The 24,127-nt window shown below is 64.4% G+C and carries 23 protein-coding genes, 1 tRNA gene and 1 pseudogene; 14 read left to right on the top strand and 11 right to left on the bottom strand.

Annotation, left to right across the window (positions count from 1 at the left end; all coding sequences use genetic code 11):
• Positions 1 to 481: hypothetical protein (locus HNS03_RS22955; protein WP_367198388.1), on the top strand; the 481-nt coding region annotated here is incomplete at its 5' end.
• Here HNS03_RS22955 and HNS03_RS22950 read toward each other — a convergent pair.
• Together HNS03_RS22950 and HNS03_RS22945 are read right to left on the bottom strand one after the other, a co-directional pair.
• Positions 478 to 1,221: a hypothetical protein gene (locus HNS03_RS22950; RefSeq protein ID WP_367198387.1), complete on the bottom strand. Its 744-nt coding sequence runs from the start codon at positions 1,219 to 1,221 to the stop codon at positions 478 to 480. The two genes, HNS03_RS22955 and HNS03_RS22950, sit on opposite strands and share 4 nt — an antisense overlap.
• Before the next feature lie 72 nt (positions 1,222 to 1,293).
• Entirely contained in the window at positions 1,294 to 1,938 is a 645-nt protein-coding gene (locus HNS03_RS22945; protein ID WP_367198386.1) for a hypothetical protein, read from the bottom strand.
• Positions 1,939 to 2,168: 230 nt separating this feature from the next.
• Here HNS03_RS22945 and HNS03_RS22940 point away from each other — a divergent pair, with 230 nt between their 5' ends.
• From HNS03_RS22940 to HNS03_RS22910, 7 genes and pseudogenes are all read left to right on the top strand, one after another.
• Positions 2,169 to 2,597 carry a hypothetical protein gene (locus HNS03_RS22940; RefSeq protein WP_367198385.1) on the top strand — a complete coding sequence of 143 codons (429 nt, stop codon included), beginning with the start codon at positions 2,169 to 2,171 and terminating at the stop codon, positions 2,595 to 2,597.
• Positions 2,598 to 2,741: 144 nt separating this feature from the next.
• A complete protein-coding gene (locus HNS03_RS22935) occupies positions 2,742 to 3,044 on the top strand; it encodes a hypothetical protein (RefSeq protein ID WP_367198384.1) in 303 nt (100 codons plus the stop codon).
• A gap of 18 nt (positions 3,045 to 3,062) precedes the next feature.
• Positions 3,063 to 3,200, top strand: coding sequence for a hypothetical protein (locus HNS03_RS22930; RefSeq protein ID WP_367198383.1), 138 nt, complete (start codon positions 3,063 to 3,065; stop codon positions 3,198 to 3,200).
• A gap of 83 nt (positions 3,201 to 3,283) precedes the next feature.
• Complete coding sequence (locus HNS03_RS22925; RefSeq protein ID WP_367198382.1) at positions 3,284 to 4,876, top strand: type IV secretory system conjugative DNA transfer family protein; 1,593 nt, start codon at positions 3,284 to 3,286, stop codon at positions 4,874 to 4,876.
• 441 nt (positions 4,877 to 5,317) lie between these two features.
• Complete coding sequence (locus tag HNS03_RS22920; RefSeq protein WP_367198381.1) at positions 5,318 to 5,659, top strand: hypothetical protein; 342 nt, start codon at positions 5,318 to 5,320, stop codon at positions 5,657 to 5,659.
• A gap of 126 nt (positions 5,660 to 5,785) precedes the next feature.
• On the top strand, positions 5,786 to 6,079 hold the full coding sequence (locus HNS03_RS22915) for a hypothetical protein (RefSeq protein WP_367198380.1): 294 nt from the start codon (positions 5,786 to 5,788) through the stop codon (positions 6,077 to 6,079).
• A gap of 65 nt (positions 6,080 to 6,144) precedes the next feature.
• A pseudogene (locus HNS03_RS22910) lies at positions 6,145 to 7,137 on the top strand (recombinase family protein); the annotation flags it as partial.
• Here the strand turns inward: HNS03_RS22910 and HNS03_RS22905 are convergent.
• Complete coding sequence (locus HNS03_RS22905; protein ID WP_367198379.1) at positions 7,069 to 7,371, bottom strand: hypothetical protein; 303 nt, start codon at positions 7,369 to 7,371, stop codon at positions 7,069 to 7,071. The pseudogene HNS03_RS22910 and the gene HNS03_RS22905 overlap by 69 nt on opposite strands.
• Positions 7,372 to 7,678: 307 nt before the next feature.
• Positions 7,679 to 7,753: transfer RNA gene (locus HNS03_RS22900), tRNA-Thr, on the bottom strand.
• 364 nt (positions 7,754 to 8,117) lie between these two features.
• Here HNS03_RS22900 and HNS03_RS22895 point away from each other — a divergent pair.
• Positions 8,118 to 8,318: a hypothetical protein gene (locus HNS03_RS22895; RefSeq protein ID WP_367198378.1), complete on the top strand. Its 201-nt coding sequence runs from the start codon at positions 8,118 to 8,120 to the stop codon at positions 8,316 to 8,318.
• A complete protein-coding gene (locus HNS03_RS22890) occupies positions 8,311 to 9,213 on the top strand; it encodes a 50S ribosomal protein L11 methyltransferase (protein ID WP_367198377.1) in 903 nt (300 codons plus the stop codon). Before HNS03_RS22895 ends, HNS03_RS22890 begins: the two co-directional genes overlap by 8 nt.
• Positions 9,214 to 9,347: 134 nt before the next feature.
• On the opposite strand, the gene HNS03_RS22885 is transcribed toward HNS03_RS22890, so the two are convergent.
• Positions 9,348 to 9,572 (bottom strand): hypothetical protein, encoded by a 225-nt coding sequence (locus HNS03_RS22885; protein ID WP_367198376.1) that lies wholly within the window; start codon positions 9,570 to 9,572, stop codon positions 9,348 to 9,350.
• A 344-nt stretch (positions 9,573 to 9,916) separates the two neighbouring features.
• Between HNS03_RS22885 and HNS03_RS22880 the strand changes: the two genes are divergently transcribed.
• Positions 9,917 to 11,743, top strand: a complete 1,827-nt coding sequence (locus HNS03_RS22880; protein ID WP_367198375.1) for an aminopeptidase P family protein — start codon at positions 9,917 to 9,919, stop codon at positions 11,741 to 11,743.
• A 114-nt stretch (positions 11,744 to 11,857) separates the two neighbouring features.
• Here HNS03_RS22880 and HNS03_RS22875 read toward each other — a convergent pair whose 3' ends face one another.
• The 3 genes from HNS03_RS22875 to HNS03_RS22865 form a co-directional block, all read right to left on the bottom strand.
• Positions 11,858 to 12,157, bottom strand: a complete 300-nt coding sequence (locus tag HNS03_RS22875; protein ID WP_367198374.1) for an AzlD family protein — start codon at positions 12,155 to 12,157, stop codon at positions 11,858 to 11,860.
• A complete protein-coding gene (locus HNS03_RS22870; RefSeq protein ID WP_367198373.1) occupies positions 12,154 to 12,801 on the bottom strand; it encodes an AzlC family ABC transporter permease in 648 nt (215 codons plus the stop codon). The genes HNS03_RS22875 and HNS03_RS22870 overlap by 4 nt, the downstream gene beginning before the upstream one ends.
• A gap of 183 nt (positions 12,802 to 12,984) precedes the next feature.
• Entirely contained in the window at positions 12,985 to 13,842 is an 858-nt protein-coding gene (locus HNS03_RS22865) for an AraC family ligand binding domain-containing protein (RefSeq protein WP_367198372.1), read from the bottom strand.
• 165 nt (positions 13,843 to 14,007) lie between these two features.
• Here HNS03_RS22865 and HNS03_RS22860 point away from each other — a divergent pair, with 165 nt between their 5' ends.
• Positions 14,008 to 15,816, top strand: coding sequence for a chloride channel protein (locus HNS03_RS22860; RefSeq protein WP_367198371.1), 1,809 nt, complete (start codon positions 14,008 to 14,010; stop codon positions 15,814 to 15,816).
• Here the strand turns inward: HNS03_RS22860 and HNS03_RS22855 are convergent.
• Both HNS03_RS22855 and HNS03_RS22850 read right to left on the bottom strand, forming a co-directional pair.
• A complete protein-coding gene (locus tag HNS03_RS22855; protein ID WP_367198370.1) occupies positions 15,807 to 17,216 on the bottom strand; it encodes a chloride channel protein in 1,410 nt (469 codons plus the stop codon). The two genes, HNS03_RS22860 and HNS03_RS22855, sit on opposite strands and share 10 nt — an antisense overlap.
• A gap of 236 nt (positions 17,217 to 17,452) precedes the next feature.
• On the bottom strand, positions 17,453 to 17,944 hold the full coding sequence (locus tag HNS03_RS22850) for a thioesterase family protein (protein ID WP_367198369.1): 492 nt from the start codon (positions 17,942 to 17,944) through the stop codon (positions 17,453 to 17,455).
• 300 nt (positions 17,945 to 18,244) lie between these two features.
• Between HNS03_RS22850 and HNS03_RS22845 the strand changes: the two genes are divergently transcribed.
• Both HNS03_RS22845 and HNS03_RS22840 read left to right on the top strand, forming a co-directional pair.
• Complete coding sequence (locus HNS03_RS22845; protein WP_367198368.1) at positions 18,245 to 19,663, top strand: FAD-linked oxidase C-terminal domain-containing protein; 1,419 nt, start codon at positions 18,245 to 18,247, stop codon at positions 19,661 to 19,663.
• Positions 19,664 to 19,742: 79 nt separating this feature from the next.
• The gene (locus HNS03_RS22840) at positions 19,743 to 23,648 is read left to right on the top strand and encodes an AsmA-like C-terminal region-containing protein (RefSeq protein ID WP_367198367.1); all 3,906 of its coding nucleotides are present in this window, start codon (positions 19,743 to 19,745) and stop codon (positions 23,646 to 23,648) included.
• An 82-nt stretch (positions 23,649 to 23,730) separates the two neighbouring features.
• Here the strand turns inward: HNS03_RS22840 and HNS03_RS22835 are convergent, their stop codons facing one another.
• Positions 23,731 to 23,961: a ribbon-helix-helix domain-containing protein gene (locus HNS03_RS22835; RefSeq protein WP_367198366.1), complete on the bottom strand. Its 231-nt coding sequence runs from the start codon at positions 23,959 to 23,961 to the stop codon at positions 23,731 to 23,733.
• Between the last annotated feature and the right edge of the window lie 166 nt (positions 23,962 to 24,127).

Raw genomic sequence — 24,127 nt, 5'->3', positions numbered from 1 at the left:
CCCTTTTGTGCTTGGGAGGCTGCGGCCTAACGCGCCGTGCGCGGCGAATTCGGAATGGCGGCTTTGCGCCGCTCTTGAGGCCAAGTTTTCCATATTTTCTTCTCTAAAATACGTATATCAAAATCCTTCCCTTATGATATCCACAAGACGACTCTATCTTGCAAGTATTATTGCGATTATGTTCGCTTCCGGCATGCCCGCGTATGCAGAAGAAGGATTTACGTCTGCGGATTTTCTAAAGCAGCCAGAAGAAAGCCGCTCTTCCTACATCCGCGTCTCCCTGATGATGGCGAATATGATTGCCATCGAGAACGATCAAGAGCAGGCCGACTGCATCGAGGGCTGGTATGACTCGGACCGAAGCGGCACGGAGCGTTTCATCTACGGGGTGATGGAGAAGTACCCGTCGTACCACCCGATCGGCATCATTATGGCTGTGATTGAGAAACAATGCGGCTCGTTCAAATACGCAGCGAACTAGAAATCCAGGACCTCTGGTTTGACGGCCCTGATCGAGTGCGACTGATCGACTGGTGCCGGATCGTGGCCTTCGTCGTATGTGGTCTCAATCTTTTCCGCACGATCACGTAACGCGTCGACCCGCTCTTTCGATGGCGGGTTATCGCGGTCGGTCAGCTCTGCCCGAATGTCACCGAGCTCGACCTGATCGCGCCGAATGTCGGCGACAGCGTCGTTCGCAGCGACCAGTCCATCACGCTGCTCGACGAAGGTCTCGTAGCTCGGCTCGTTGCCCTGCCATTCCAGCGCCGCGGCCAGAACCGTATCAATAGCCTCGCCATCTTCGGTGCGCACCGTGCCTTCGGCATCCATAAATACGGCGGTGCCGTCCGGCAGCTTCATTGCGTTGTCGAGCGTTTCGTCCAGAATGCTCTGTGCGGTTTCGGCGCGCTCGAGCGCCTGTTCCAAGGCCCGGTCGACGGCGCTCTCCGCATCCGCCAAGGCGTTCATCGCACCTTCGTAGGCCTGAGCGTACGCGGGATCGTTGAGCAACATCCAATCCAGCGCCGACATGGACGATCCACTACGGCTTCCGCCACTCTTGCCCTCGCGCAAAGCCTCGCGCGCCTCAGGGCTCAAAAATCGCCCGATCCGTCCAACCTCGACACCCGCAAGCTCGCGCTGCGAGTCGGCAAAATCCAACTCCCGCCGCGCCTCCGCCTGCGCGCGGACAATGTCATTGAAGGCGTTCGTGTAATCCATCTCTCGTTTGTCGCATGATGCGACGCTGCCCCCGTTTGTTGTTCTTCTGCTAAATATTATAAGTTGTATTGTTTAATTCTTTATTAAGGATTGCGACTTTCGAGGTCGGACAAGCCGCTTCTTTCTTCCTGGTGGTTCCGAGCGCTCAACCTGCTTGCTCGCCGTGCGGTAGTTCCGCCATTCCGCTTCCACAGCTGTCGTGGTGCGCTCCAGGAACGGCTGCCAGGTCTCGTCGGCCTCGGCCTTTTCCTGAGCGCGGTGGTGGATGAGTTGAGCACGGGCATAGCGGACATAGGCGCGAAGCCTGTTCTGCTGCGGCGGGGAGAGGTCCGGAGGAACATCAAGCGGACCGGTCAGGGCGATGATTTTGCGCAGATGCCGCAGGACCAGACCTGAAGGCCATTCATTGTACCAGTCCAAGGCTTCGGCGGCGTGCGCGAAGATATTGTCCGGCCCGAGCCCGCGTCTTCGCCTGAGCTGCGCCCGCAACTCCGGTTCGAAGTGGGGCGCATCGATTGAGAGCGCCCCGTCCCGGTAGTAGCGCGCGAGGATCAGGCGCCAGCGGATGCGCGTGTACTGCTCATAGACGGTGTTAAGCGAGAGACCGGCCTTTCGGGCGGCCTCTTTGGGCGGAATCCGCTCCGCATAGCAGCGCAAAAGCGTATCCGCCTGAGCGGGAGGAACCCGGGCCCTAGGGCTGAGGATCGGCTCTGACATCGCGCGCTGTGGCTCTCAACTGCGACACGGAAAAAGTATATAAATCAGAAAAGTAATGGAATCCAGCCGCGCCTGTCTTGGTATATTGGTAGGACCGGGCGTTGCGCGCTGTTGATCGCCGCGCCATTCTTAAAGAGTGGATTTTTTGAAGACCTCTTCGCGACGCGATTTCAGCCGGGAGTCCGTCCCGGCGGATCGCCAAGCGGCACCCAGAGAAGGAGGTTTTCACCATGCGATGCGCCCTTTGCACCGAATGTCTTGGTTTAGGCTACTGCCAGCGAAGGACGACACGTATCGTTTCTGACCAAGAACTGGCTTCCCACGCGTTTATCTACGACGTGCGGCTGTTCGCGTGCGGTCTTGGGATTCCTGCCAGCGCATGGCGTGATGCTCTGTTCGACTGGTACCGGGACTATCCGGGGCGCATTGTGAACAGGCAGGGGCGGGAAGAGTGGCTGAACATGGACGTGTTCGAGGAGCCGTTCATCGAGGATTGGTTCGAGCGGAATTTCGTGACGCGCCCGGCGAATGAGAACGCGGTTCGGATGCGTGCGGATACGCAGGAGCGGTTGCTGGTCGCGGCTACTATCCTGCGGGCGGTTCATCCCGGCCCCGCGCGCTTCTGGGGTCTGCGTGCCGCCAACGACAACGAGGCTTAACCCCGCTCTCTATCGCCTTCCAATTCAAGCAAAAACGGCCCCGCCATCGGTGGGGCCGTTTCTTTTTTAAGCTTATCACCCCGATTGGCATCCGGATGGGGCGTATTGTGGGTTCATCTGCAGCAACGCAGAAAGGAGCCTGATATGAATAAAGGTTCGGGCGGCGCCAAAGGGCCCCACGATACTTATATGTTTGGGGTTAAGGTGCTCGCCTATACGATATCTGTCGTCACTACGTTCCTAGGGACGGGGCCGCTTTACGCTTTTACGGCAGGTTTCGTGCGAGATTACGCAGTTCACCACTATGGCCCCGGCATGGGTGAGCCCGTTCAGTTTGTCTGGGGCTTCGTTTGTGCCTTGGTCATCTTCGGCTTTTCAGTCGCCAGCGTCTCAACGGGGCTCATCGTCGCTGCCGGAGTCGTGTTCGTCCGGTTTTTCGCTTTCTAGGTAGGAAAGGAGATTCAGATGTTTACCAAACGTGTTCCGAACGGCGGGGCGAATGTCCGTATCCGGTCCTACAAGACTGTCATCGACTGGGATGCCGTCGGCGGCGCTGCCGTCTTGGTAGTGATAGCGCTCGTCATCATCAACGTGCTGTTCTAGCGCGCAGCGGCAAGCGCCGAACGAGACCACCGGGGCGGGGCCATTGGCTCCGCCCTTTTTCGTTCTGAACGGGAGTCCCGATCATGGAGAATGCCTCACAGCCCTTCGGCTCGGCCCGGTTTGCCGAGTCTGCCGATCTCATCTCGGCGGGGATGTTCGCTCAGCGGCCCGACTCGCTGCTTGTCGGCTTCTGGAACGGCAGGCCGCTTTGGTACTCCGGTATGGGCGGCGCGCTGCTCGTTGCCGGAGCGCGGGGCGGGAAGCTGCGCGACATGCTCGGCTATAATGTCTGCTCCGGCATCTACGCCCATTCGATGGTGATCCTCGATATGAAGGGCGAATTGGCCGCGATTTCTCAGGATCAGACGCCGGATAGGAAATTCTGCATCTACTGGAATCCTGCCGGGCTGCATGGCCTGCCCTGCCACCGCATCAATCCGGTCGATTACCTGCGCCTCGATAACCCTGCGCTCGTGTCCGATACGAAAGTGTTCTGCGAGAACATGATCGCCGCCAGCGGCAGTACGCAGGCGGCCTATTTCGAGGGGAGGGCGCGGGAATTCCTCGAAGGGATCGTGCTCACGCTAGTGCGTCTCAAAGGCGAGCTGACGCTGCCCGATCTGTATCGGATTGTGAATCTCATTCCCGGCGGCAGTGACGCGTGGCTCGATTTCGCCTTCGAGATGTCGGAGGCGGGCTTTCCGGTTGCTCAGCGCGTCGAGGAGGAAATCGCGACAAGCCGCAGCGATTCCAGCGGCGGATTTCGGGGCATCCTCGGCGAGCTATTCAAGGCTTTCGCCTGCCTTTCCGATCCAACCTTGATGGAGTCGGTCTCGCCCCCTTTCGATTTTTCGATGGCAGAGCTCACGGGCAGCGACCAAGCCTATCATATCTATCTAATGCCTCCGGCGAGCTTCGTGGATGCGTGGAGCCCGGTAATCAAGGCTCTGTTCATCGCAGGCCAGGTCTACAAAGCTCGCGCTCCATCCGCGCCGGCTCAAACATGGCTCATCGATGAGTGCGCCCAGCTTGGCGCATTTCCCATGGTCACGAAGCTGTTTTCCATCGGTGCCGGACAGGGCATCCGGCCCGTGGCTGTGTTTCAGAGCACCAAGCAGATCAAGGCGCTTGGGCCTGACGCTGAGGTCATCATCACCGCGTCAGCGCAGCTGCGGTCCTATTTCGCTGTACGGGATCTGGAGACGGCAAGCACGATCTCCCGGATGATCGGCGACGAGACGCTGGAATACCGCGATGAGCATCGCGAACTTCGCGCCCGTCATGCCCGGCAAAAGGCATTGCAGGCCTTTCTGAATGGCGGTGACCCGTTCAGTGCCGGGCTCGATCTTGCTCGTGAAAGCCACGCGCAGAGCCTGCCCGCGAAACGGGGGCGCCCCTTGCGCGCACCCGATCAAATTCTCGGGCTGCCGGGCGACGAGCAAATTCTGTTCACGGACGGCGTGCCCCATCCGATCCTCGCCGAACGCAAGCCCTATTACGAACAAGCCTTCATGGCGGGGCGCTACCATCCCAACCCTTACCACCCGAGCGGGAACCGGGTGCGTGTTAAAACAAGGTGGGGCAGTCGCTGGCGCAAGGTCGTAGTCGAACCTGTGCCCACGTCGTTCGCTCACTATCCCCAATACAGCAATGGCCTGTGGTCGCGGATCGCCTAATCGCGCGCGGGCCATCTTTTCAACCCGACATGGAGGACCTGCTTATGTCCGGCTCACCTGATCCGGGACGCACTTCCTATGCCTTTACCAACCGGGCCGATCTGCCGGGCAATCATGGTTTACCGGAGCGGCTGAACCGTCCGGCCCCGGCCTTTGAACAGGTCCGCAACGGCCCCGCCGTTTCGGCTGCGCGTCCTTCGAACATGGTTGCCAAAGGCCAGCCACGCCCGATGCCGCGTCCGTCTCCGGCGATGGCTTTGGAGACGGATCGCGCCGCGTTCAACGGCGCTTGGGCTCAAGAGGGACGCGAAGCCCGCCGAGCCGCATTCAAGGAAGCGCGGCGGCAAGAAGCTTCCCAAGGCCGACAGCACGGCGTCCGGCGTCAGTTTGGCCGGGCAAGCCGCTGACATTCTCGCAAACCACACAGAGGAGCATTCAATCATGAACCGTGAAGACGACAGGCAACCTCAGCCGCAAAACCAGAACCGTCCGCCCGCCGACACGCTACGGGATGGCAATCTGAAAGCCAGCATCTGGCGCAATGAAGGTGCGGACGGGGCCTTCTATGCCACCACGTTCTCGCGTTCCTACAAGGACCGGGACGGAGCGTATCGCGAGGGGCAGAGCTTCGTCGGTGCCGACCTGCTTCGCCTCTCGGAGTTAGCTCGCTCGGCCTACGCGCGAACGAAAGACCTTCGGCGCGAAGACAAGGCGCAAGAGCGCGCCGACGAGGGCCGTGGCAACAACAATGAGCGGAGCCGTCCAGTCTCGCGCGGCAGATAGGATAATATTCATAAATATTTCTTGCGTTGCGGCGCGGAGCTATGCAATAATGTTCCTCTTTTGTTCCAGTCGAGCAAGAGAGGAACATGGAGCGCGGCGATGAAGTGAAACTGAAAGGAGGCAGATATGGCGGGAAATACCAAGATCCCGGCTTTTGAAGACCAAAACAAGGCTGCGCCCGTCATCGCGTTCGATGTCGCGCACTACGAGCACATGCTCGAAGACTGCGATTGGACCGATGCGCAAAAGCGCGAATATCTCGAAACGCTGTGGTCGATCATCGTGGAGTTCGTCACGTTGGGCTTTGAAATACACCCGGTTCAGCAAGCTCAGGAGGCCAAGGCGTCTTGTGGAAAAGTGCCGAGGAGGCTCGTGAAATCAGCAAAAATGCGAGCAGATGCTGTAGAATATATAGAATAATTCGAAAGTTTGGAATTTTAGATTAGCTACCGTGGGTTTTGTTCTCGGCGGCGGAAAGGAATAATATGGAAGTCATTTCAAAGAGCAAAGACAAGACGAAGGCGCTCATTTACTGCCGGGTATCGTCGAAAAGACAGGCAAAGGACGCCACGGGGCTCGACAGCCAAGAACACCGCTGCCGGGCATATGCCGCTGAGTTGGGAATGGAGGTTGAGGCGGTCTTCCCCGACGACGTGTCGGGTGGAGGCGATTTTATGAACCGCCCCGGCATGGTGTCCCTGCTGCGCTACCTTGATCGGCAACACGGCAGGGAATTCGTTGTTATCTTCGACGACCTGAAGCGCTTCGCACGCGATACCGAATTCCATCTGCGGCTCCGGCGCGAGTTGCTAGCCCGTAATGCCCGCGTCGAATGCCTGAATTTTCGTTTCGAAGACACACCAGAAGGCAAGTTCGTCGAGACGGTATTCGCCGCTCAGGGCCAGCTTGAGCGCGAGCAGAACACGCGGCAGGTCATCCAGAAAATGAAGGCCCGCGTTGAGCAGGGTTATTGGTGTTTCCGCGCCCCGGTTGGCTACAAGTACGTCAAGGGCCAGCATGGCGGCAAAGAGCTGGTTCCGAACGAGCCACTGGCCTCCATAGTGCGCGAAGCGCTGGAAGGCTTCGCCAGCGGGCGCTTTCGCACCCAAGCGGAGGTGCAGCGCTTTCTGGAAGCACAGCCGCTCTTTCCCAAGGACAAGCCGAACGGCACGCTGAGGTCCATGACCGTCACCCGGCTCTTGGGCAAGGCGGTGTATGCCGGATATGTCAATGCACCGAAATGGGGTGTGCCCCTGCGGCCCGGACGCCATGAGGGGCTGATCTCGCTCGCCACGTTCGAGCGCATTCAGCAGCGCCTGACGGACAATGGATATGCGGCTGCCCGCACCGACATTCGCGAGGATTTTCCGCTGCGGGGTGCGGTGTCCTGTTCCTGCTGCGGCACGCCGCTAACGGCGGGTTGGGCCAAAGGTAAGTACGAGCGCTATCCGTATTATTTCTGCCGCAAGAAGGGCTGCACCGTCTACGGCAAGACCATTCCGCGCGCCAAGATCGAGGGCCGCTTTGCCGACCTTCTCAAGACCTTGCGCCCCGGCGAGAAGCTCGTCCAGATCGCCACCGTCATGTTCAAGGATGCTTGGGAACGGCAGGCGACGCTCGCCGGGCAGCAGGTCGAGATGATGAGAGATGAGATGCGCCGGATCGACACGCAGATCGACAAGCTCGTCGATTCCGTCGTCGAGGCCAGCCATCCGCGCGTGGTCGCGGCTTACGAAAAGCGCATCGAAACTCTTGAACGGGAAAAGCTGGTTCTAGCGGAACGCGTGGCCGATCCGACCCCGAAAGCGGACGTCTTTCAAAAGGTGTTTGAACACGCCATGACGTTCCTCTCGAACCCCGAAAAACTCTGGAATTCCGGGCGTTTCGAGCACAAGCGGGCAGTGCTCAGACTCGCCTTCGGCGATTTCCTCACCTATGACCGGGAAAAGGGGTTTTTAAACACCAAAATTTCTTTTCCGTTCAAGGCCTTAGGTGGTTTTTGCAGGCAGGAGGGAGAAATGGTGCCGCAGGGGAGGATTGAACTCCCGACCTCACCCTTACCAAGGGTGCGCTCTACCACTGAGCTACTGCGGCCGGTTCACGCCGACGTTCGCTGCCGCCGGAAGCGGGTCGACCATCGATGGGCGTGGCACTGACACTGCCCGGCCGGCGCGAGGCGCCGACTTGACGTGCGGCTCTTACGCCGCCATGCCGGGCGAAGCAAGCGAGGCGGGTTGTGCCACAGGCTCGACGTTGGCGCAAGGCGCGAACGACGCCGATCGTCGTCTGCGCACAGCCTCGCGCAATCTATTCGCGCAGCCCCTTTGCGCAGCGGCCAACGACGGGTGCGCAAACCGCGCAAATCGGTCGTGCGCACCAGGGGCGATGGACCACCAGAATGGGCGATGGCGGCAGCGATCCGCATCGCCCACCTGCGGCGCCGAGGAGGGCGACCAGAGTGACGGCACATTCGACAGACGACGACAAGGCGGCGCAGACCGCCGGGCACGACGAGCGGGCCGATCGCCTCGCCCAAGAGCTCAGGGCCAACCTGAAGCGGCGCAAGGCGCAGTCGCGGGCGCGCCGGGCCGGAGCGGCGATCGACAAGGCCGGCGAGGCTTCCGGAACCGATCAATCCGGGGCTGGCAACAATGGCTGAGGCGCAACCGGCGGCGCCGGTTCTGAAACTTTTCTGCGTGGTGCCGGCCGAACGGGTGGACGCGGCCGCCATGGCGCTCGAATCGGCGCTGGAAGACGAAAGCGCGGTCGTCAGCCACTACGAGATCGAGGACGAGGGGCCCTGGTGCGTCGAGGCGCTGCTGATCGATGCCGAGAATGCCGAGGCGGCCTTGGCGTCGGTGAAGGCGCGGCTTTCGGACCAGGATCTTGCCGAGGGGCTCCAGGCGGACTGGCTCGGCGACGAGGACTGGGTCGCCAAGAGCCTTGCCGGCCTGGCGCCGGTCAAGGCGGGGCGTTTTTGCGTCTACGGCAGCCATGATCGCGACCGCGTGGCACCGTCGCGTTGGCGGCTGGAGATCGACGCCGGCCAGGCGTTCGGCACCGGCCATCACGAGACCACCGTCGGCTGTCTTCTGGCGCTGGAGGCGCTCGGCAAGGCGGGAGAACTGCCGGTGAGGGCGATCGATCTCGGCACCGGCACCGGCGTTCTGGCCGCCGCCATGGTCCGGCTCGGCGTGCGCCATGTGCTGGCAAGCGACATCGATCCGATCGCGGTCGACGTTGCCCGGGCCAATCTGCAGGCATTCGGGGTTGCCGGGCAGGTCCGCGCCGTGACGGCGGCGGGCTTCGAGCATCCGGCCTTGCGGTTCGCCGAGCCCGGGCTGGTCGTCGCCAACGTCCTGGCACGGCCATTGGTGGCGCTGGCGCCGGAGATGCGGAGGCGGATCCTCCCCGAGGGAATCGTGATTCTCTCCGGTCTGCGGTTGACCCAGGAGCGGCTGGTGCGCGGCACCTATCTCGCCCACGGCTTCCGGATGGTGACATCCTATCCGCTGGGCGCCTGGACCACGCTGGTTCTGCAGCGGCGAAGCTGACGTTCACCCTGCCATCTGCTCAAAATGAAACGGGCGGGCGATCGCTTGGATCGTCCGCCCGTTCCTCAGAGGCCTGTCGGGAGGAGGAACAGACCTCTTGGGACCCTGATTTTTCGCCTGAACGCCCAGACCTGTTACAGGTAGGGGTATGCGCTCGAGGCGTTCTTCTCGAGGCTTTCGCGGTCGTATCCCAACCGCTCGAGCGACTCGTCGTCGAGGCTCAAAAGGTAGGCGTTGATGGCGCGCTCGGCTTGGCGCTGGCGCGCGGTGATGATCCGGCTCATCAGACGATGAAGGGCGGAATGCTCGCGCTCGCTGCCCGTCAGTCGAAAATCGCCGGAAGTCGTCGTCATGGCCATGGTGATGTCCTTTCCGTGGTGACACGAATCCGGGGCGTTGCTCCCATATCTCGCAATGCAACATGAGCCTCGCGGGGGCCGTATACAATCGACAGGACTGCATGCCTGACCTGTCGTTATTGCATTGCACAAAAAATGGATGCTGCGGTGCAAAATAAATCATCGGATCTGGAGCGGATCGCGGAAAACCGATACCCAGGTTCGATGGACGGTTTTGCGGGCGTTCCAAGATCGGGCGGGCTCGCTGTGCCTATGAGAAATGCCCGCGATGACAACAGGTTGCGCAATCGGTTCTCATCCGGCTCGGTCCGATGTGAGGGAAAATGCGCGAGGAGAAACCGGCGATGTTTCAGAGCTTTGAAGACGGTGCCGATCCGAGTGTCGGGCCTGCGCGCCTGTCGGCGCTGAGAGCGGAGCTCGCGCGCCTTGGTGTCGTTGGCTTCATCATACCGCGGGCGGATGAATACCAGGGCGAGTATGTCCCGGCCTCTGCGGAGCGGCTCGCCTGGCTCACCGGGTTCACCGGTTCGGCGGGTATCGCGGTCGTTCTGGAGCGCGAAGCCGCCGTGTTCGTGGATGGCCGCTACACGACCCAGGTCCGCCGTCAGGTCGACACCTCCGTCTTCACACCGGTCTCGATCGCCGAGATCCGGCCGTCGGCCTGGCTGGGCGAGCGCCTGGGTGTCGATCAGAAAGTCGGCTTCGATCCGCGCCTGCATACGCGGGCCGAAGTCCGTCGGTTCGAGGCGGCCTGCCATGCGGCGGGCGCCCATCTGGTGGCGCTGGACGCCAACCCTCTGGACGCGGTCTGGAGCGACCGGCCGGCGCCGCCGCTGGCGCCGATCACTCTTTATCCGGAAGAGCGAGCGGGGCGATCCGCCGCCGATAAGATCGCCACGCTTCAGGCGGATCTGAAGCGCAAGGGTGCCGACGCCGGCCTTCTGACGGCCACGGATTCGGTGGCCTGGCTGTTCAACATTCGTGGCGCGGATATTCCGCACATTCCCGTTGCGCTTGCGAGCGCGCTGGTGCCGAGCGAAGGCCGGCCGACGCTCTATGTCGACGCCCGCAAGCTCACCAACTCGGTTCGCGACGCGCTGGCCGAGATCGCCGAGATCGCCGAGATCGACGAGCCGGAGAACCTGTCTGCGCGGCTTGCCGAGCTCGGCCATCACGAAAATGCGGTTCTGATCGATCCCAATCTTACTCCGGAGGCCTATGTCCGGGCCGTGGAGAGCGCCGGCGGCGAGCTGATCGAGGCCGACGATCCGGTAGTGGCGGAAAAGGCGGTGAAGACGCCGGCGGAAGTCGCCGGCTCCCGCAGCGCCCATCATCGCGACGGAATGGCCGTCGCGCGCTTCCTCGCCTGGCTGGAGCAGCGCGGAGAGGAGGGTTTCAGCGAGATCGAGGCCGTCACTGCGTTGGAGAATTTTCGCGCCGAGACGGGCGAACTGAAAGAGATCTCGTTCGACACCATCTCCGGGGCCGGGCCCAACGGGGCGATCGTGCACTACCGCGTCACCGAACGCACCGATCGGCGGATTGCGCCGGGCGAGCTGTTTCTGATCGATTCCGGCGGACAGTATCTCGATGGCACCACCGACATCACCCGCACCGTCGCGTTCGGACCGCCGAGCGAGGAAATGCGGGTGCGGTTCACCCAAGTGCTCAAAGGCCACATCGCGATTGCCCGGGCGCGCTTTCCCGTCGGCACCAGCGGTGCCCAGCTCGATGCCTTGGCCCGGATCTCGCTCTGGCAGAGCGGTCACGATTTCGACCACGGCACCGGTCATGGCGTCGGCGCTTATCTCTCCGTCCACGAGGGGCCGCAGCGCATCTCCAAGCTTGGTCATACGGCGCTGGAGCCGGGCATGATCGTCTCCAACGAGCCCGGCTACTATCGGCCCGACCATTTCGGCATTCGGATTGAGAATCTGGTGCTGGTGACGCCGCCGGCCGCGCTTCCCGGCGGCGAACGGGAGATGTTGGGCTTCGAAACCCTGACGCTTGCCCCGATCGACCGTCGGCTGATTTTACCTCGGCTTTTGTCACCGGCCGAGATCGCCTGGCTCGACAGTTATCATTTGCGGGTTCAGGGGGCGCTGGCCGGGGATCTGGATCCGGAGACCCGCGACTGGCTGATCGGCGCAACTCGTCCGATCGTGGGGTGAAAAAGCCTGCGGGAAGTGAACTGGCGCGTGCGCTTTTTCTCGGAGTGAGAGGGGGGCGAATTGCGCCTTTCGCCGGCACAGGTTGGGATAACTTACGGGACAAAAAGCTGCTGCTCACATCACCGCACGCATGAGCGCGGCCGTTGCCGTACCGGCCACGACGGCGGCGAGCAGCGGAAAGCGTAGCGCCGTCAGGGCGGCGACGACACCGGCCAGGAGATCGGAGAGGTCACCCGTGAAGACGGCAGGCGCCACGATCGCGGTCAGAACCGCAGCGGGCACGGCTTGTAGCGCCTGGTGCAGCCGGCCCGAAGCCGGCACCCGATGGACGAGGAACAGGCCGGCAAGCCGGGTGGAATAGGTGGCCAACCCCATCAGCACGATGGCAACGAGCGTGGTGGGATCGACGGTCATCGCTTTGCCTCGCGGATCGGGGCAAGGGCGGCAGCCGCAATCCCGGCCAACGCGCCGGCGGCGATCGACACCGGACCCGGTGCGATCATGTGCACCGCAGTGGAGGCGACGGCTGCCGCCGCGACGCTGGCCGCAAAGCCCGGCGTGGACCGAAAGCCCATCAGCAGGCCGATGAACATGGCCGTGAACGCGAAGTCGAATCCATAACGGGTCGGATCACCGATGGCCGTTCCCAGATAGGCGCCGAGCGTGGTCCACAACAGCCAGCATGAGCACAACAGAGCGGCGAGGCCGGCATAGTAGCTGGCCGTTAAGCGGCCCTCCCGGGCGCGCTGCTCCGACAGCGCCCAGACCTCGTCGACGAGGAAGAACAGCGCCAGCGGTTTCCAGCGTGGGGGAAAGGCCTGCATTTTCGGCAGGATCGACGTCCCCATCAGGATGTGGCGCGTGTTCACCAGAAACACCGCGGCCACCAGGGTCGCGATCGGAAGCGGATGGGCCCAGAGGTCGATCGCCACGAACTGGGATGCGCCGGCCATGACCATGGCGGACATCAAGAAGGCCTCGGCGGGCGACAGTCCTTTTTGGGCCGCCACCGCCCCCCACAAGAGCCCGAAAGGGATCACCGCGATTGCGAGCGGCAAGACGGCGAGCGCGCCATCCGCGACCTCGGATCGGTTGGGGCGGGAGAGTGGTTCTGGCGGTTGGTTTCGAGACATGGGCGTTTAACGGGAAGCTGCGGGCGACTCCGCCCTCTCCGGCGAGGGCCGGACGGCATTGGGAGCGCAGTGTCGGAAGGAAGTGCGAGAGCGCACTTACGTGCGCGGTCAGGGCCGGCGATAGGCGCCGGGTGTCACCCCGACCCGGGCCTTGAAGGCGCGGTTGAGGTGGCTTTGGTCGTAGAAGCCGCAAGCAAGCGCGACCTCGCCGGGCGACATGCCGGCGGCGAGCCCGTTGCGCGCGGCGCGGATGCGGCGGTCGGTCAGCCAGGCGTGCGGCGTAAGACCGGTTTCGGCCTTGAACGCGCGGATCAGCCCGGTCCGCGACAGGCCGGAGATCCGCGCCAGCTCCGGCAGGGTGACATCGTCGGCATAGTGGGCGTCCAGATAGTCGACAAGCGTTTGGACGGCTGCCGATTCGCTCCCGGTCGCGGATCGCGGCAGGATCTTTGCGTATCGGGCCAGCGCATCGGCGTAGACGGCGGTCAGGGCCTCGTCCTGCGAAAGCGCATCGCTGCCCGCGCCGAGCCGGCGATGGGCGGCGGAGAAGCGCCGGGCGAGCTCCGGATCGTGCACGATCGGAGCGACGAAGCTGGGCGTGCCGCCGGCCGGCCGGCCGGTCATGTCCTCCACGAGCCCGGTCATCAGCTCGATGGTGGGATAGGTCATCCGATAGCTGTAGCCGTCCGCCGCAGGGCTGCCGTCATGGACTTCGTCCGGATTGACGAAGCAGACGTCGCCGGGGAGGGCAAAATGCCGCACTCCGCGCACCTGAAAGGTCTCGCAGCCGCGTTCGATCACGCCGACCACATAGGTCTCGTGGGTGTGTTGGGCGTATTCGTGAGTGCGGAAAGTCGCCGCCAGGCATTCCAACGCGTCGAACCGCGGAGCCCGCCAGAAAGCGACGTGCTCGCGCGGGCCGGTTTCGGTGGTCTGCCACGCGTCGAATTGGCTGATCGGTTCCATGCCCGCGATCCTGCGGCAAAGCCGGAACGCTGTCTTGGAAAAAAGTGCCTTCGATAGGGGGGCACCGGTGATCGGCTACCTGTCGCTTTCTTGACACTTCCGGCCCACGGGTGCACGACCCCTTGCATTCCCGCCTCCCGTCACCACCAAAGCCCGCTTGGGACAATGACCGACATTTCAAACGCGACCGCGCCCGCCGATCCCTCAAACCAGGAGGGCGAGCCGCGCGAGCGCGTCGTGGCGATGCCCGCGCTCTGTCTCATCGCCTTCCTGATCGGTCTCGTCGCCGCGGCCGGCGCCGTGGTGTTCCGAGTGATGATCTCGGTGATCCACAACGTGTTCTTTCTGGGCACTTTCGCCTGGAGCTACGACGCCAACCAGTACGATCCGCCGAGCCTTTGGGGGCCGCTGGTTATCCTGTCGCCGGTGGTCGGCGGACTGATCGTCGTTTGGCTGGTGAAGACGTTCGCGCCGGAAGCCAAGGGCCACGGCGTGCCGGAGGTGATGTACGCGGTCTACCACAACTCCGGAAATGTGCGCGGGGTGGTCGCGGTGGTGAAGTCGATCGCCTCGGCGATCTCCATCGGGTCCGGTGCCTCGGTCGGCCGCGAAGGGCCGATCATCCAGATCGGCGCCTCGTTCGGCTCCACCATGGCCCGCTGGCTCCACCTGCCGCGCTGGCAGAAGATCACGCTGTTGTCGGCGGGTGCGGGCGCGGGCATTGCGGCGACCTTCAACACGCCGCTCGGCGGGGTGCTGTTCGCCGTCGAGCTGTTGCTGCCGGAAGTCTCCAGCCGGACCTTCCTGCCGGTGGTCGTGGCGACTGCGACGGCGACCTATATCGGTCGCATCGTGTTCGGCCTCGATCCGGCCTTCTTCGTGCCGCTGGCCGCGGATCCGGCGCGCTCGGCGATCCAGCCGGAAGTGCTGCTCGGCTTTGCCATTCTCGGTATCCTGGGCGGCGTTGCCTCCTGGGCCTTCATCCGCTTCCTGGCCTGGGCGGAGGACTTTTTCCCGAGCCTGCCCGGCAACGACTACACCAGCGCCATCCTGGGTATGCTGATCGTCGGCCTGTTGAGCTACGGGCTGTTCGCCTTCACCGGCCATTACCACACCGCCGGCGTGGGCTACGCCACCATTCAGGACATCCTGGACGGCGGCATGAGCAGCGCGCTCTTTATGCTGCTGCTTCTGCTGGCAAAGATCCTGGCCACCAGCGTCAGCCTGGGGGCGGGCGCCTCGGGCGGCGTGTTCTCGCCGTCGCTGTTCATCGGCGCGACGCTGGGCGGCGCCGTCGGCGCGATCGGGGCCTATTTCGCGCCGGACCTGTTCGCGGTGGAAGAGTTCGCGGTGGTCGGCATGGGCGCGCTCGTGGGCGGCGCCACCGGTGCCTCCATGACGGCGATCGTCATGATTTTCGAGATGACCCGCGACTACAACGTGATCGTGCCGCTGGTGCTGGCGGTGGGGCTCGCGGTGGGCGTTCGGCGTTATCTGATCGCGGTCAATATCTACACGGTGAAGCTGCGTCGGCGCGGCAAGCCGATCCCGATGGTGCGCCACACCAACATGTATCTGGTGCAGCCGGCCCGCGAGCTGATGAGCAAGAAGTTCGTGATCCTGCCGTCGGACACGAGGGTCGTCGAGGCGCTGGAGAAGATCTCCAGCGAGGAGGGCACCCATGTGATCGTCACCGAGGAGCAGCGCATCGCCGGCTATGTACGGTTCGGCGCTGTGCCTTATCGCCCGGCCCATGACGGCCAGACGCTGAAGTCGCTGATGTCGGCGGATTATGTCGTCGCGCCGGAGAACACCATCCTGAACGCCGTCATCAGCCGGATGAACAAGCGCAACCGTTCGTTCGCGATCGTGCTGCGCGAAGGCGAGGGCGGCGTGCCCAGGCCGGAGGACGTGGTCGGCGTGATCGAGGCGCCGGAGATCGCCGGCGCGGTGGTGCGGAACCACTATTCCTGAGGTCCTCCGCTGCCGGGCTTGGCCCGCAGCGGGCGGGCGCCGCGCATGATGAGCTGGGTTTCGAAATAGGAACGGCCGAGCACGGCCAGGGACACGCCGTTGGAGATCGCGACCGTGAGGAGCAGTGCGATCGAGAGCCCGTAGCCGCCGGTGAGCTCGAACACGATCATGGTGGTGGAAATCGGCGCGCCCAGCATAGCAGCGGCAACGCCGCCCATGCCGAGCAGCGAATAGAGCCCTTCGCTGGAGGCCATGGAGGGAAATACCTCCGCCGCGATCAACCCGAACGCTCCGCCCGCCATCGCCCCCAGATAGAGCGACGGCGAGAAGATCCCGCCGCCGAACCGCGCGGCAAGCGTGATGGCGGTCGCCATCGCCTTCACCACCAACAGCGTCAGCATGGTCTGGATCGTGAGGTGGTTCTTGAGGGCCGCGTCGGTGGTCTCGTAGCCCACGCCGAGGATTTCCGGGTAGGTCAGCCCGATGCCGCCGATGAAGAGTCCGCCCAGCGCCGGCAGCGACCAGACCGGTAAGCCGGAATGGCGCGCGATCCACTCCGAGCCGAGCAGCGCCAGGTGGAACAGGATCGTGACCGCCGCGCAGGTCAGGCCCAGTAGCGCAAACGCCGGCAGCTCCCAGTAGGAGGTGATCTGGTGGGACGGGATCACAAAGGCCGCGATATCGCCGAACCAGAGCCGCGACAGCAGCGCCCCCATGACCGCAGCGATCACGATCGGCACGAACGCGGTCAGGGCATAATGGCCGAGCACCACCTCATGGGCGAACAGGACGCCGGCGATAGGGGCGTTGAAGGATGCCGCGATCGCGCTCGCCACCCCGCAGCCGAGCAGGATGCGCTTGCTGGCGTCGGGCAGGCGGAAGATGCGGGCGATGTCGGTGCCCAGCGTGGCGCCGAGATGCACCACCGGGCCTTCGCGCCCCGCACTGGCGCCGATGCCGAGCGAATAAGCGGTCAGGAGCGCCGACGAGATCCCCGGCCAAAAGGGAAAGCTGCGGCCGACCTTGTCCTTGGCCTCGATCACATCGGCGACGGAATAGGTGCGCTGCAGCGGCTGGAAGAGCTGCAGCACGATGCCGAGCAGAAGCCCGCCGACCGCCGGAACCAGCAGGATCAGATAGGGCGAGATCGAGGCGGCCGCCGTCACCACGTTTTCTCCCGTGGTCCCGAGCCAGGGGAGTTGGACCAGCCCAATGAGCAGGCGGAACAGGATCGCCGCCACCGCAACGACGGCGCCCACCAACAACGCGAGCAGCCAGATCAGCGGCTGTCGGCTCGCCAGGAAGATGACCAGATTCGGACGCAGGCCGCTCCAGAGGAAGGTGACGGGTGGCTCTTCGCGCCGTCGGGAAGGGTCCTCCGGTGCCGTCGGATCGCTCATTGAACCGCCGACTTATTGGGGCGAATCGCCCATGGTTACGATGACGTGCCTTGAGAGTATCTGACGATTCGAGTTCCGGACGAATAGTCCGCATCGTCGGATGTTCTCATCCTTCGTCGCTGTCGCGCCGGTCGTTTCAAAACACCGGCTTTCCCTCGTGGTGCGGTGCGCGAACCGTCGTGACTGCCTGCCGGTGCGGGCAAGGCAACCACGAAGCGGTTGCAAACGGAGGCCGCTCAGCGATGGCGGATCCCGATCGAGCGGCCAAGCCGTTCCGGCCGGGGCAGGTCGCGATGGGCGGCGATGGCGGCCTCGACGCGGGCAGCCGCATCGGGGGCGAACGGCACCACCTTGCGGGCGTCCATGTCGACGTGGAGCATCAGCGTCTCCAGCGTCGCGGCGACGAAACCCTCGGTGGCGTGCCGCATCTCCTGGAACAGGTGGATGCGCTTGTCGTCCATGTCGATAAGCTGGAGGTCGATCACCGCGCTGTCGCCGAGGGTGAGTTCGCGCAGATAGGAGGTGTGGCTCTCGACCGTGAAGAAGGATTTGCCTTCCCGGGTACGGTAGTCGGCGCCCATGTCGATGACATCCAGCGCGTCGTCGATGCAACGGTCGAACAGGACGATGTAGTAGGCGACGTTCATGTGGCCGTTATAGTCGATCCAGCCTTCTTCGACGGCCATGTCGCGAGCGACGAACGGGGCTGGAAATTCTGTCTGTGCCATTGAACGGTCCTTCTTTCTTAAGTCAGCGTCGACAACGTTCCCGGAGGACCAAGCTCGTGCTCGTGTTTCCGGACACCTTGTACGACGTTGGGAGGGCTATGTCGCTTTGGCGATCTTCGCCTTTTTGCTAGGGTGACGAAAGACAAAGGTCTGTGCGCAGTGCACCATGGGTGGTCAGACGGTCTCGCGCGTTGCGCGGGAGCGTGAGCTGTGCGACCCCGCATTCAAAACCGGCAACGGTATTGTCGGCCCGTTTCGCCTGCGCAGCATTGCGGCAGGTTCAGTTGGAGGTTGAGTAATATGGGTGCGGAACCGATCCGCAAGTTGGAACGCAACGAGCCGGCGATCGTCACCACGGTCGAGCGCCTGGTCGAACGCTTCGGCGATCGTTGCCAGGTCGGCGCGGCGATCCGCGAGCAGCACGCCAATACCACCACCTGGCTGGCAAACCTCCCGCCCGATGCGGTGGTGTTCGCCGAAAGCGCGGAGGAAGTCTCCGAGGTCGTCCGCCTGTGCGGAGATGCTGGCGTTCCGGTGATCCCGTTCGGTGCCGGTACCTCGCTGGAAGGCCACGTCAACGCCATGGCCGGCGGTATCTCGATCGACCTGTCGCGCATGAACCGGGTGCTCGCCGTCCACGCGGAAGATCTGGATTGCGTTATCGAGCCGGGCGTGACGCGCAAGCAGCTCAACGAATATCTGCGCGATCAGGGCCTGTTCTTCCCGATCGATCCGGGCGCGGACGCGAGCTTGGGCGGCATGGCCGCCACTCGTGCCTCCGGCACCAACGCGGTGCGCTACGGGACCATGAAGGATGCCGTCCTCTCCCTGAAGGCGGTGATGCCGGACGGGCGCATCATCAAGACCGGAAGCCGCGCCAAGAAGAGTTCCGCCGGCTACGATCTGACCCGCCTCCTGGTCGGCTCGGAAGGGACGCTCGGCATCATCACCGAGCTGACGCTGCGCCTGCAGGGCATTCCGGAGGCGATCTCCGCCGCCGTCTGTCCGTTCGAGACCCTCGAAGGGGCCTGCAACGCCGTCATCGCGACGATCCAGTCGGGCATCCCGGTGGCGCGGATCGAGCTCCTCGACGAGCTGCAGGTCAAGGCCTCCAATGCCTATTCCAAGCTCGACATGCGCGAGACCCCAACGCTGCTTCTGGAGTTCCACGGTTCAGAGGCGGGCGTGAAGGAACAGGCGGAGATGTTCGGCGAGATCGCGGCCGAGTTCGGCGGAAGCGATTTCCAGTGGGCGCGGGCGGCGGAAGACCGCAACCGGCTATGGCAGGCCCGACATGACGCCTATTGGGCGTGTGTTGGTCTGCGCCCCGGCTCCAAGGCGCTTGCGACCGATGTCTGCGTGCCGATCTCGCGATTGGCCGAGGCCATCACCGAAAGCCGGCGCGATCTCGACGAAAGCGGGCTTCTGGCTCCGATCGTTGGCCATGTCGGCGACGGCAACTTCCATGTCTCGCTCCTGATCGACATGGACTCCGCCGATGAGATCTCCCGGGCGGAACAGTTCATGGCACGGGTGGTGGAGCGCGCGATCGCCATGGAGGGAACCTGCACCGGCGAGCACGGCGTTGGACATGGCAAGATCAAGTATCTGCGCAAGGAGCACGGCGACACGGTCGATTTCATGGCCATGATCAAGCAAGCCATCGATCCGCGCGGCATCATGAACCCCGGGAAGATCCTGCCCGACGATTCCTTTTAGGACGCGGGGGCGTGACGCGCGGTAGGGCGAAAGACGGAGGCCGGCGCTGAACGCGTTCTTCATCAGCCTCGGGGTCGCGGTGATCATGCTGCTCACCGCAGCACTCGTCGGACCGTTCCTGGTCGATTGGACCGTCTACCGCGACCTTATCGAGACCCAGGCCGAAAAGCTCCTGGGCGAGGAGGTGCGCGTGCTCGGCCAGGCCGACGTGCGGCTTCTGCCGGCGCCACGCATCTCCCTGGAGACGGTGCGCGTCGGGCCGCAGGACGAGCCGATCTTCACCGCCGACCGGGTCGAACTCGAAGTCGATCTTTCGCCACTCCTGAAGCGGGAGATCGACGTGGTTGCGCTCAGCTTCTTCGGTCCGGAGGTGCACGTCACCGTCGAGCCGGACGGCAGCGTGGAAGGCCCGGTGCTACATCTGGCTCAAGGGCCGCTGGAATGGGTCGACCCGGCCAAGGTTCGCTTCGATCAGATCGACGTGCGGCGCGGGCGGCTTTTGATCGACGATCGGCGCACCGGGGAGACCGCGCGCGTCGACGGCATCAACATGACCGGGTCCGGCCGCTCCTTCCACGGACCGTTCGAAGGGGCCGGCTCGCTCGACTTCGACGGATCGAGCTACGACCTGCGCTTTGCGACCGGAAGCCACGTGATCGGGGCTCCGCTGACGGTCAAGGCGCGGGTGCGACCGACGGCGCGCCCTGTGGATTTCACCGTCGATGGCGAGGCGACCTTGTCCAGCGCGCCGGCGCGCTTCACCGGCGCCCTGACGGTGGCGCCGCGTCCGAACCAGGACGATGAGACGCCGGCGGTGCCGTGGAGCATCGAAGGCACGTTGGACGTTGCGCCCAACGCCCTGACCATACCGGAAGCGGAAATCCGTTATGGGCCGATTGAGCGGCCGGTGGTGATGCGGACCTCGTTGCAGGTGCCGTTCCACGGGGACGAAGGCTTCCGGCTCAACCTCGCCGCGCGCCAGATGGATCTGGACGGGCTTTTGAAAGCGATGGGCCACAGCCGGGACGGCGGCCGGCCGGCCGAGCGGCTCGCTCCGCTGTTAGGCGCATTGGATGCGGTGCCTGCGCTTGAGAGCAATGGCTCGGTCTCCGCACGCTTCGTTTCCATCATCGCGGGAGGAGCGGTGATCGAGAACGCCTCGGTCGAGGCGCAACCTTCTGCGCAAGGCTGGCGGATCGTCTCGGCGCGCGCCGGTCTTCCCGGGGACACGGCGGTGTCGACCTCCGGTCAGCTCCAGCTCGGCGACGAGCGCCGCTATGATGGCGATGTCGAGGTTGTCTCCGAAAAGCCGGGCGCGCTGGCGCGCTGGTGGCGCGGAGGCAGCGGGGGGACAATCCCGGTGCGCTCTCTGGTATCCGTTGATGGGGCGCTGAAGATCGGCGGCGGCGAAATCGCCATGCCCGCCATGCGGCTTCGAAGCGGCGAGGCGACCGTTCTCGGGTCGCTGCGCTATCGGCCCGGCTCCGAACGGGTGCGGGCGGCGCTCGATCTCGATTTGCGCTCCGATCGGATCGACCTGGCGCCGTTCGCCACCATGATCGGCAGCGTTTCGGAGGGGAGCGGGCTCGCGTCCGGAATTGGCGGCGACGTGACCCTTTATCTCACCGCCGACGAGGCGACGTTGGGCGGCGTTACCGCCAACGGGGTGGAGCTGGATGCCGCACTGATCGACGACGCCTTCACGCTCGATCATTTGCAAATCGCCGATCTCGGCGGCACCCGGCTGGAAGTTTCCGGCAATTTCGGCGAGGCCGGCGATCGCCCAAGTGGTCGGCTCTCCGGCCGCCTGGAGGGCGATCGGCTCTCGGATCTGGCGCGGCTTGCGGACGACCTCGCGCCGGGCAATGCATTCGTGCGCCGGTTTGGCGACGCGGCGGGCGATTTTGCGCCCGTGGCTTTGAATTTCGAGCTGTCCGGCGATCAATCGAAAGAGGGCGGCACGCTCGATCTGTCCGTGAGCGGAACGGCCGGCGGGACCGAGATCAAGATGTCCGGGGAAGCCAACGGACAGATCTCGACCTGGCGCGATGCCGAAATCGACGCCAGCTTGAGGGCGAGCAACTCCGATGGCGATCGGCTGATGCGTCAGCTCGGCCTCGCCGTACTTCCGGTCGGAAGCGACGTTGCCGGCGATGTCGCGTTCGCCGTGACCGGGGCGGCGTCGGACGGGCTGTCGGTGGACGGCGAGGCCAACCTCGTCGGCGCGACACTCAAGGCTGGCGGAACGGTGGTTGCCGCCGGCGACGCGCCGCCGACCGTCGACCTCGACCTTTCGCTTGTGAGCGACGACCTGTCACTGCCGGCCCTCGCCAGCGGACGGGCCTTGCCGCTGTTGGCGGGTGGCGTTCCGGTGTCGCTGTCTGCGCAGGCGACTGGCCCTCTCGACGACGTGGCCGTGTCTGGTCTCGACGGCCGCGTCGCCGGGATCCGCTTGAGCGGCGGCGGGACGGCGGATTTGAGCGGCGACCTTGCTCACCTCGACGGCAATATCACGATTGGCGAGGTGGATCTGCAGGTCCTGACCGAGCTGCTGCTTGGGGGCGAGACTTGGACCTATGCCGGCGAGACGCTGGACGGCTGGCCGGACGCGCCGTTCGGGCCTTCGGCGCTGGCAGGCGTCGATCTCGATCTCGACGTGACCACCGACCGGCTCTGGATCGGTGCGAGGGACGTGCGCAATGCGCAGTTCGGCTTGTCGCTTGCGCCCGATCGGCTGCTGCTGTCGGATCTGTCGGGGCGCTACGGCGGCGGCGATCTGGAAGGGGCGTTGGATCTCTCCCGCAGCGACGGGCAGGCGACGCTGTCCGGCCGGCTGGCCCTTTCGGATGCGGAGCTTGCAGGCCTGGTGTGGTCGGCGGAGGAGCGCCCGGTCGCGACCGGCAGCCTCGATCTGGCGCTCGATTTCCAGGCGATGGGCCGGTCGGTCCAGGCCATGGTCGCCGCGCTGTCGGGCAGCGGCAGCTTCACCGCCCGCGACGGGCTGATCCGTCATCTCGATCCCGATGCGATCCTTGCGGCGATCCGGCAGGCCGACGCGGCTGGCGATGTCGACGTGGACGCGGATGCGGTGCGCGCGGCCGTGTCGGACGGGCTCGACGGCGGCTCGCTTGCCTTCACGCAACTTTCCGGAACCATCGGGATCGCCTCCGGGATCGCTCGTATCGGCGAGGTCACCGTGGAGACCGATGCCGCCGATGTCTCAGGCAGCGGGTCCATCGATCTTCCGGCTTGGACGCTGTCGGGAGCGGTCGATCTGAGCCTGACCCCGCCGGATCCCGATCTGGTGCCGGACGTTACCGCCGATATCGGGCTCGACTTTGCCGGGCCGCTCGATGCGCCATCGGTGGAGCTTGGGGTCGATCCGCTGGTCGGCTATCTGACGCTGCGTGAGACCGAACGCGAGCGCCGTCGTCTGGAAGCTTTGGAAAAGGAGCTGCAGGAGCGCCGCCGCCGCCAGGAGGAGATGTTGCGCCGCCTGGAGGAGGAGCGGCGGGCGGAAGCCGAGCGCCAGCGCCAGGAAGAAGAGCGCCGTCGGGCGGAAGAGGCGGCACGGGCTGCCGAGGAAGCGGCACGCGCGGCCGAGGAACAGCGTGCGGCCGCCGGCGCCGAGGTTGCCCCGGCCGAGCCGGAGCCGCGGCCGACCTTGGAATCGCCTGAGATTGGGGAGGGAAGTGCGACGTCCGAAGCGCCCCCGGCGCCGTCGACGTTGCCCTCCGCCGGCGTGCTTTCGCCGGATCCTTCAGACCCGATCGGATCTCTGATCGACCGCGGCCCCAGACTGCTTTGGCCAACGCCCCTCGGCCCACCGAGCGAGATCGGTCCGCCGCCGAGGGCCGGCCGTGCTCCGCTCGATCTCAGGGCGCCCACCGAGCAACGCTCGCAGGCACCGGACGCGCCGGCCGCCGGCGCAAATCCGGGGCCGTTCACCATCGAGCAGCGCGATCTCGGCCCGCTGCCGCAATAGAGCTTTTCCAGGCGAAGGGGATACCGATGTGCCGTCGGAACCCGCGTAAAAGACAGGCTGAGAGCCGTCAGCGGGGCATGTTTTAAGAAGCAGGCGTCGATGCGATCTCTTTTAGCCGGGTCAGGATCGCGACGCGCAGGCTGGAGGCCAAGCGCTCGCTGGTCGGGCGTTGCCGGTCGATCTCCTCGATCACGGCGGTGATGGTGGTGTCATCCGCCGCGGCCCAGGCTTCCAGCTCCGCCCAGAATTCCGGTTCCAGAGCGACGCTGGTCTGATGCTGCTCAAGCGTGAGGGACCGCTTTTCGAGGGGCATCGAAGAACTCACCCTTCAAGACGGTGTTTTTGGGGGACTTCAAAGCACGGGCGGCGAATTGGTAGGCGCGCAGATGGCGCGACGCAAGGTGCGAAGGCCGAACACACCCCAAGCCCTCAATTCGCTCGCAGACGTCCTCGTCGGGCGAATCCCAGTGAATGCGGTG

The organism is Amorphus sp. 3PC139-8 (assembly GCF_040750475.1).
Classification (GTDB): domain Bacteria; phylum Pseudomonadota; class Alphaproteobacteria; order Rhizobiales; family Amorphaceae; genus Amorphus.
The sequence above is the reverse complement of the archived record's forward strand: the minus strand, read 5'-3'. Positions and strand labels throughout refer to the sequence as shown.

What these genes read in the sequence shown, in the direction of transcription:
- HNS03_RS22950 (WP_367198387.1), bottom strand. Translation starts at nt 1,221, where the DNA reads ATGGATTACACGAACGCCTTCAATGACATTGTCCGCGCGCAGGCGGAG.
- HNS03_RS22945 (WP_367198386.1), bottom strand. Translation starts at nt 1,938, where the DNA reads ATGTCAGAGCCGATCCTCAGCCCTAGGGCCCGGGTTCCTCCCGCTCAG.
- HNS03_RS22940 (WP_367198385.1), top strand. Translation starts at nt 2,169, where the DNA reads ATGCGATGCGCCCTTTGCACCGAATGTCTTGGTTTAGGCTACTGCCAG.
- HNS03_RS22935 (WP_367198384.1), top strand. Translation starts at nt 2,742, where the DNA reads ATGAATAAAGGTTCGGGCGGCGCCAAAGGGCCCCACGATACTTATATG.
- HNS03_RS22930 (WP_367198383.1), top strand. Translation starts at nt 3,063, where the DNA reads ATGTTTACCAAACGTGTTCCGAACGGCGGGGCGAATGTCCGTATCCGG.
- HNS03_RS22925 (WP_367198382.1), top strand. Translation starts at nt 3,284, where the DNA reads ATGGAGAATGCCTCACAGCCCTTCGGCTCGGCCCGGTTTGCCGAGTCT.
- HNS03_RS22920 (WP_367198381.1), top strand. Translation starts at nt 5,318, where the DNA reads ATGAACCGTGAAGACGACAGGCAACCTCAGCCGCAAAACCAGAACCGT.
- HNS03_RS22915 (WP_367198380.1), top strand. Translation starts at nt 5,786, where the DNA reads ATGGCGGGAAATACCAAGATCCCGGCTTTTGAAGACCAAAACAAGGCT.
- HNS03_RS22905 (WP_367198379.1), bottom strand. Translation starts at nt 7,371, where the DNA reads ATGGCTGGCCTCGACGACGGAATCGACGAGCTTGTCGATCTGCGTGTC.
- HNS03_RS22890 (WP_367198377.1), top strand. Translation starts at nt 8,311, where the DNA reads ATGGCTGAGGCGCAACCGGCGGCGCCGGTTCTGAAACTTTTCTGCGTG.
- HNS03_RS22885 (WP_367198376.1), bottom strand. Translation starts at nt 9,572, where the DNA reads ATGGCCATGACGACGACTTCCGGCGATTTTCGACTGACGGGCAGCGAG.
- HNS03_RS22880 (WP_367198375.1), top strand. Translation starts at nt 9,917, where the DNA reads ATGTTTCAGAGCTTTGAAGACGGTGCCGATCCGAGTGTCGGGCCTGCG.
- HNS03_RS22875 (WP_367198374.1), bottom strand. Translation starts at nt 12,157, where the DNA reads ATGACCGTCGATCCCACCACGCTCGTTGCCATCGTGCTGATGGGGTTG.
- HNS03_RS22865 (WP_367198372.1), bottom strand. Translation starts at nt 13,842, where the DNA reads ATGGAACCGATCAGCCAATTCGACGCGTGGCAGACCACCGAAACCGGC.
- HNS03_RS22860 (WP_367198371.1), top strand. Translation starts at nt 14,008, where the DNA reads ATGACCGACATTTCAAACGCGACCGCGCCCGCCGATCCCTCAAACCAG.
- HNS03_RS22855 (WP_367198370.1), bottom strand. Translation starts at nt 17,216, where the DNA reads ATGAGCGATCCGACGGCACCGGAGGACCCTTCCCGACGGCGCGAAGAG.
- HNS03_RS22850 (WP_367198369.1), bottom strand. Translation starts at nt 17,944, where the DNA reads ATGGCACAGACAGAATTTCCAGCCCCGTTCGTCGCTCGCGACATGGCC.
- HNS03_RS22845 (WP_367198368.1), top strand. Translation starts at nt 18,245, where the DNA reads ATGGGTGCGGAACCGATCCGCAAGTTGGAACGCAACGAGCCGGCGATC.
- HNS03_RS22835 (WP_367198366.1), bottom strand. Translation starts at nt 23,961, where the DNA reads ATGCCCCTCGAAAAGCGGTCCCTCACGCTTGAGCAGCATCAGACCAGC.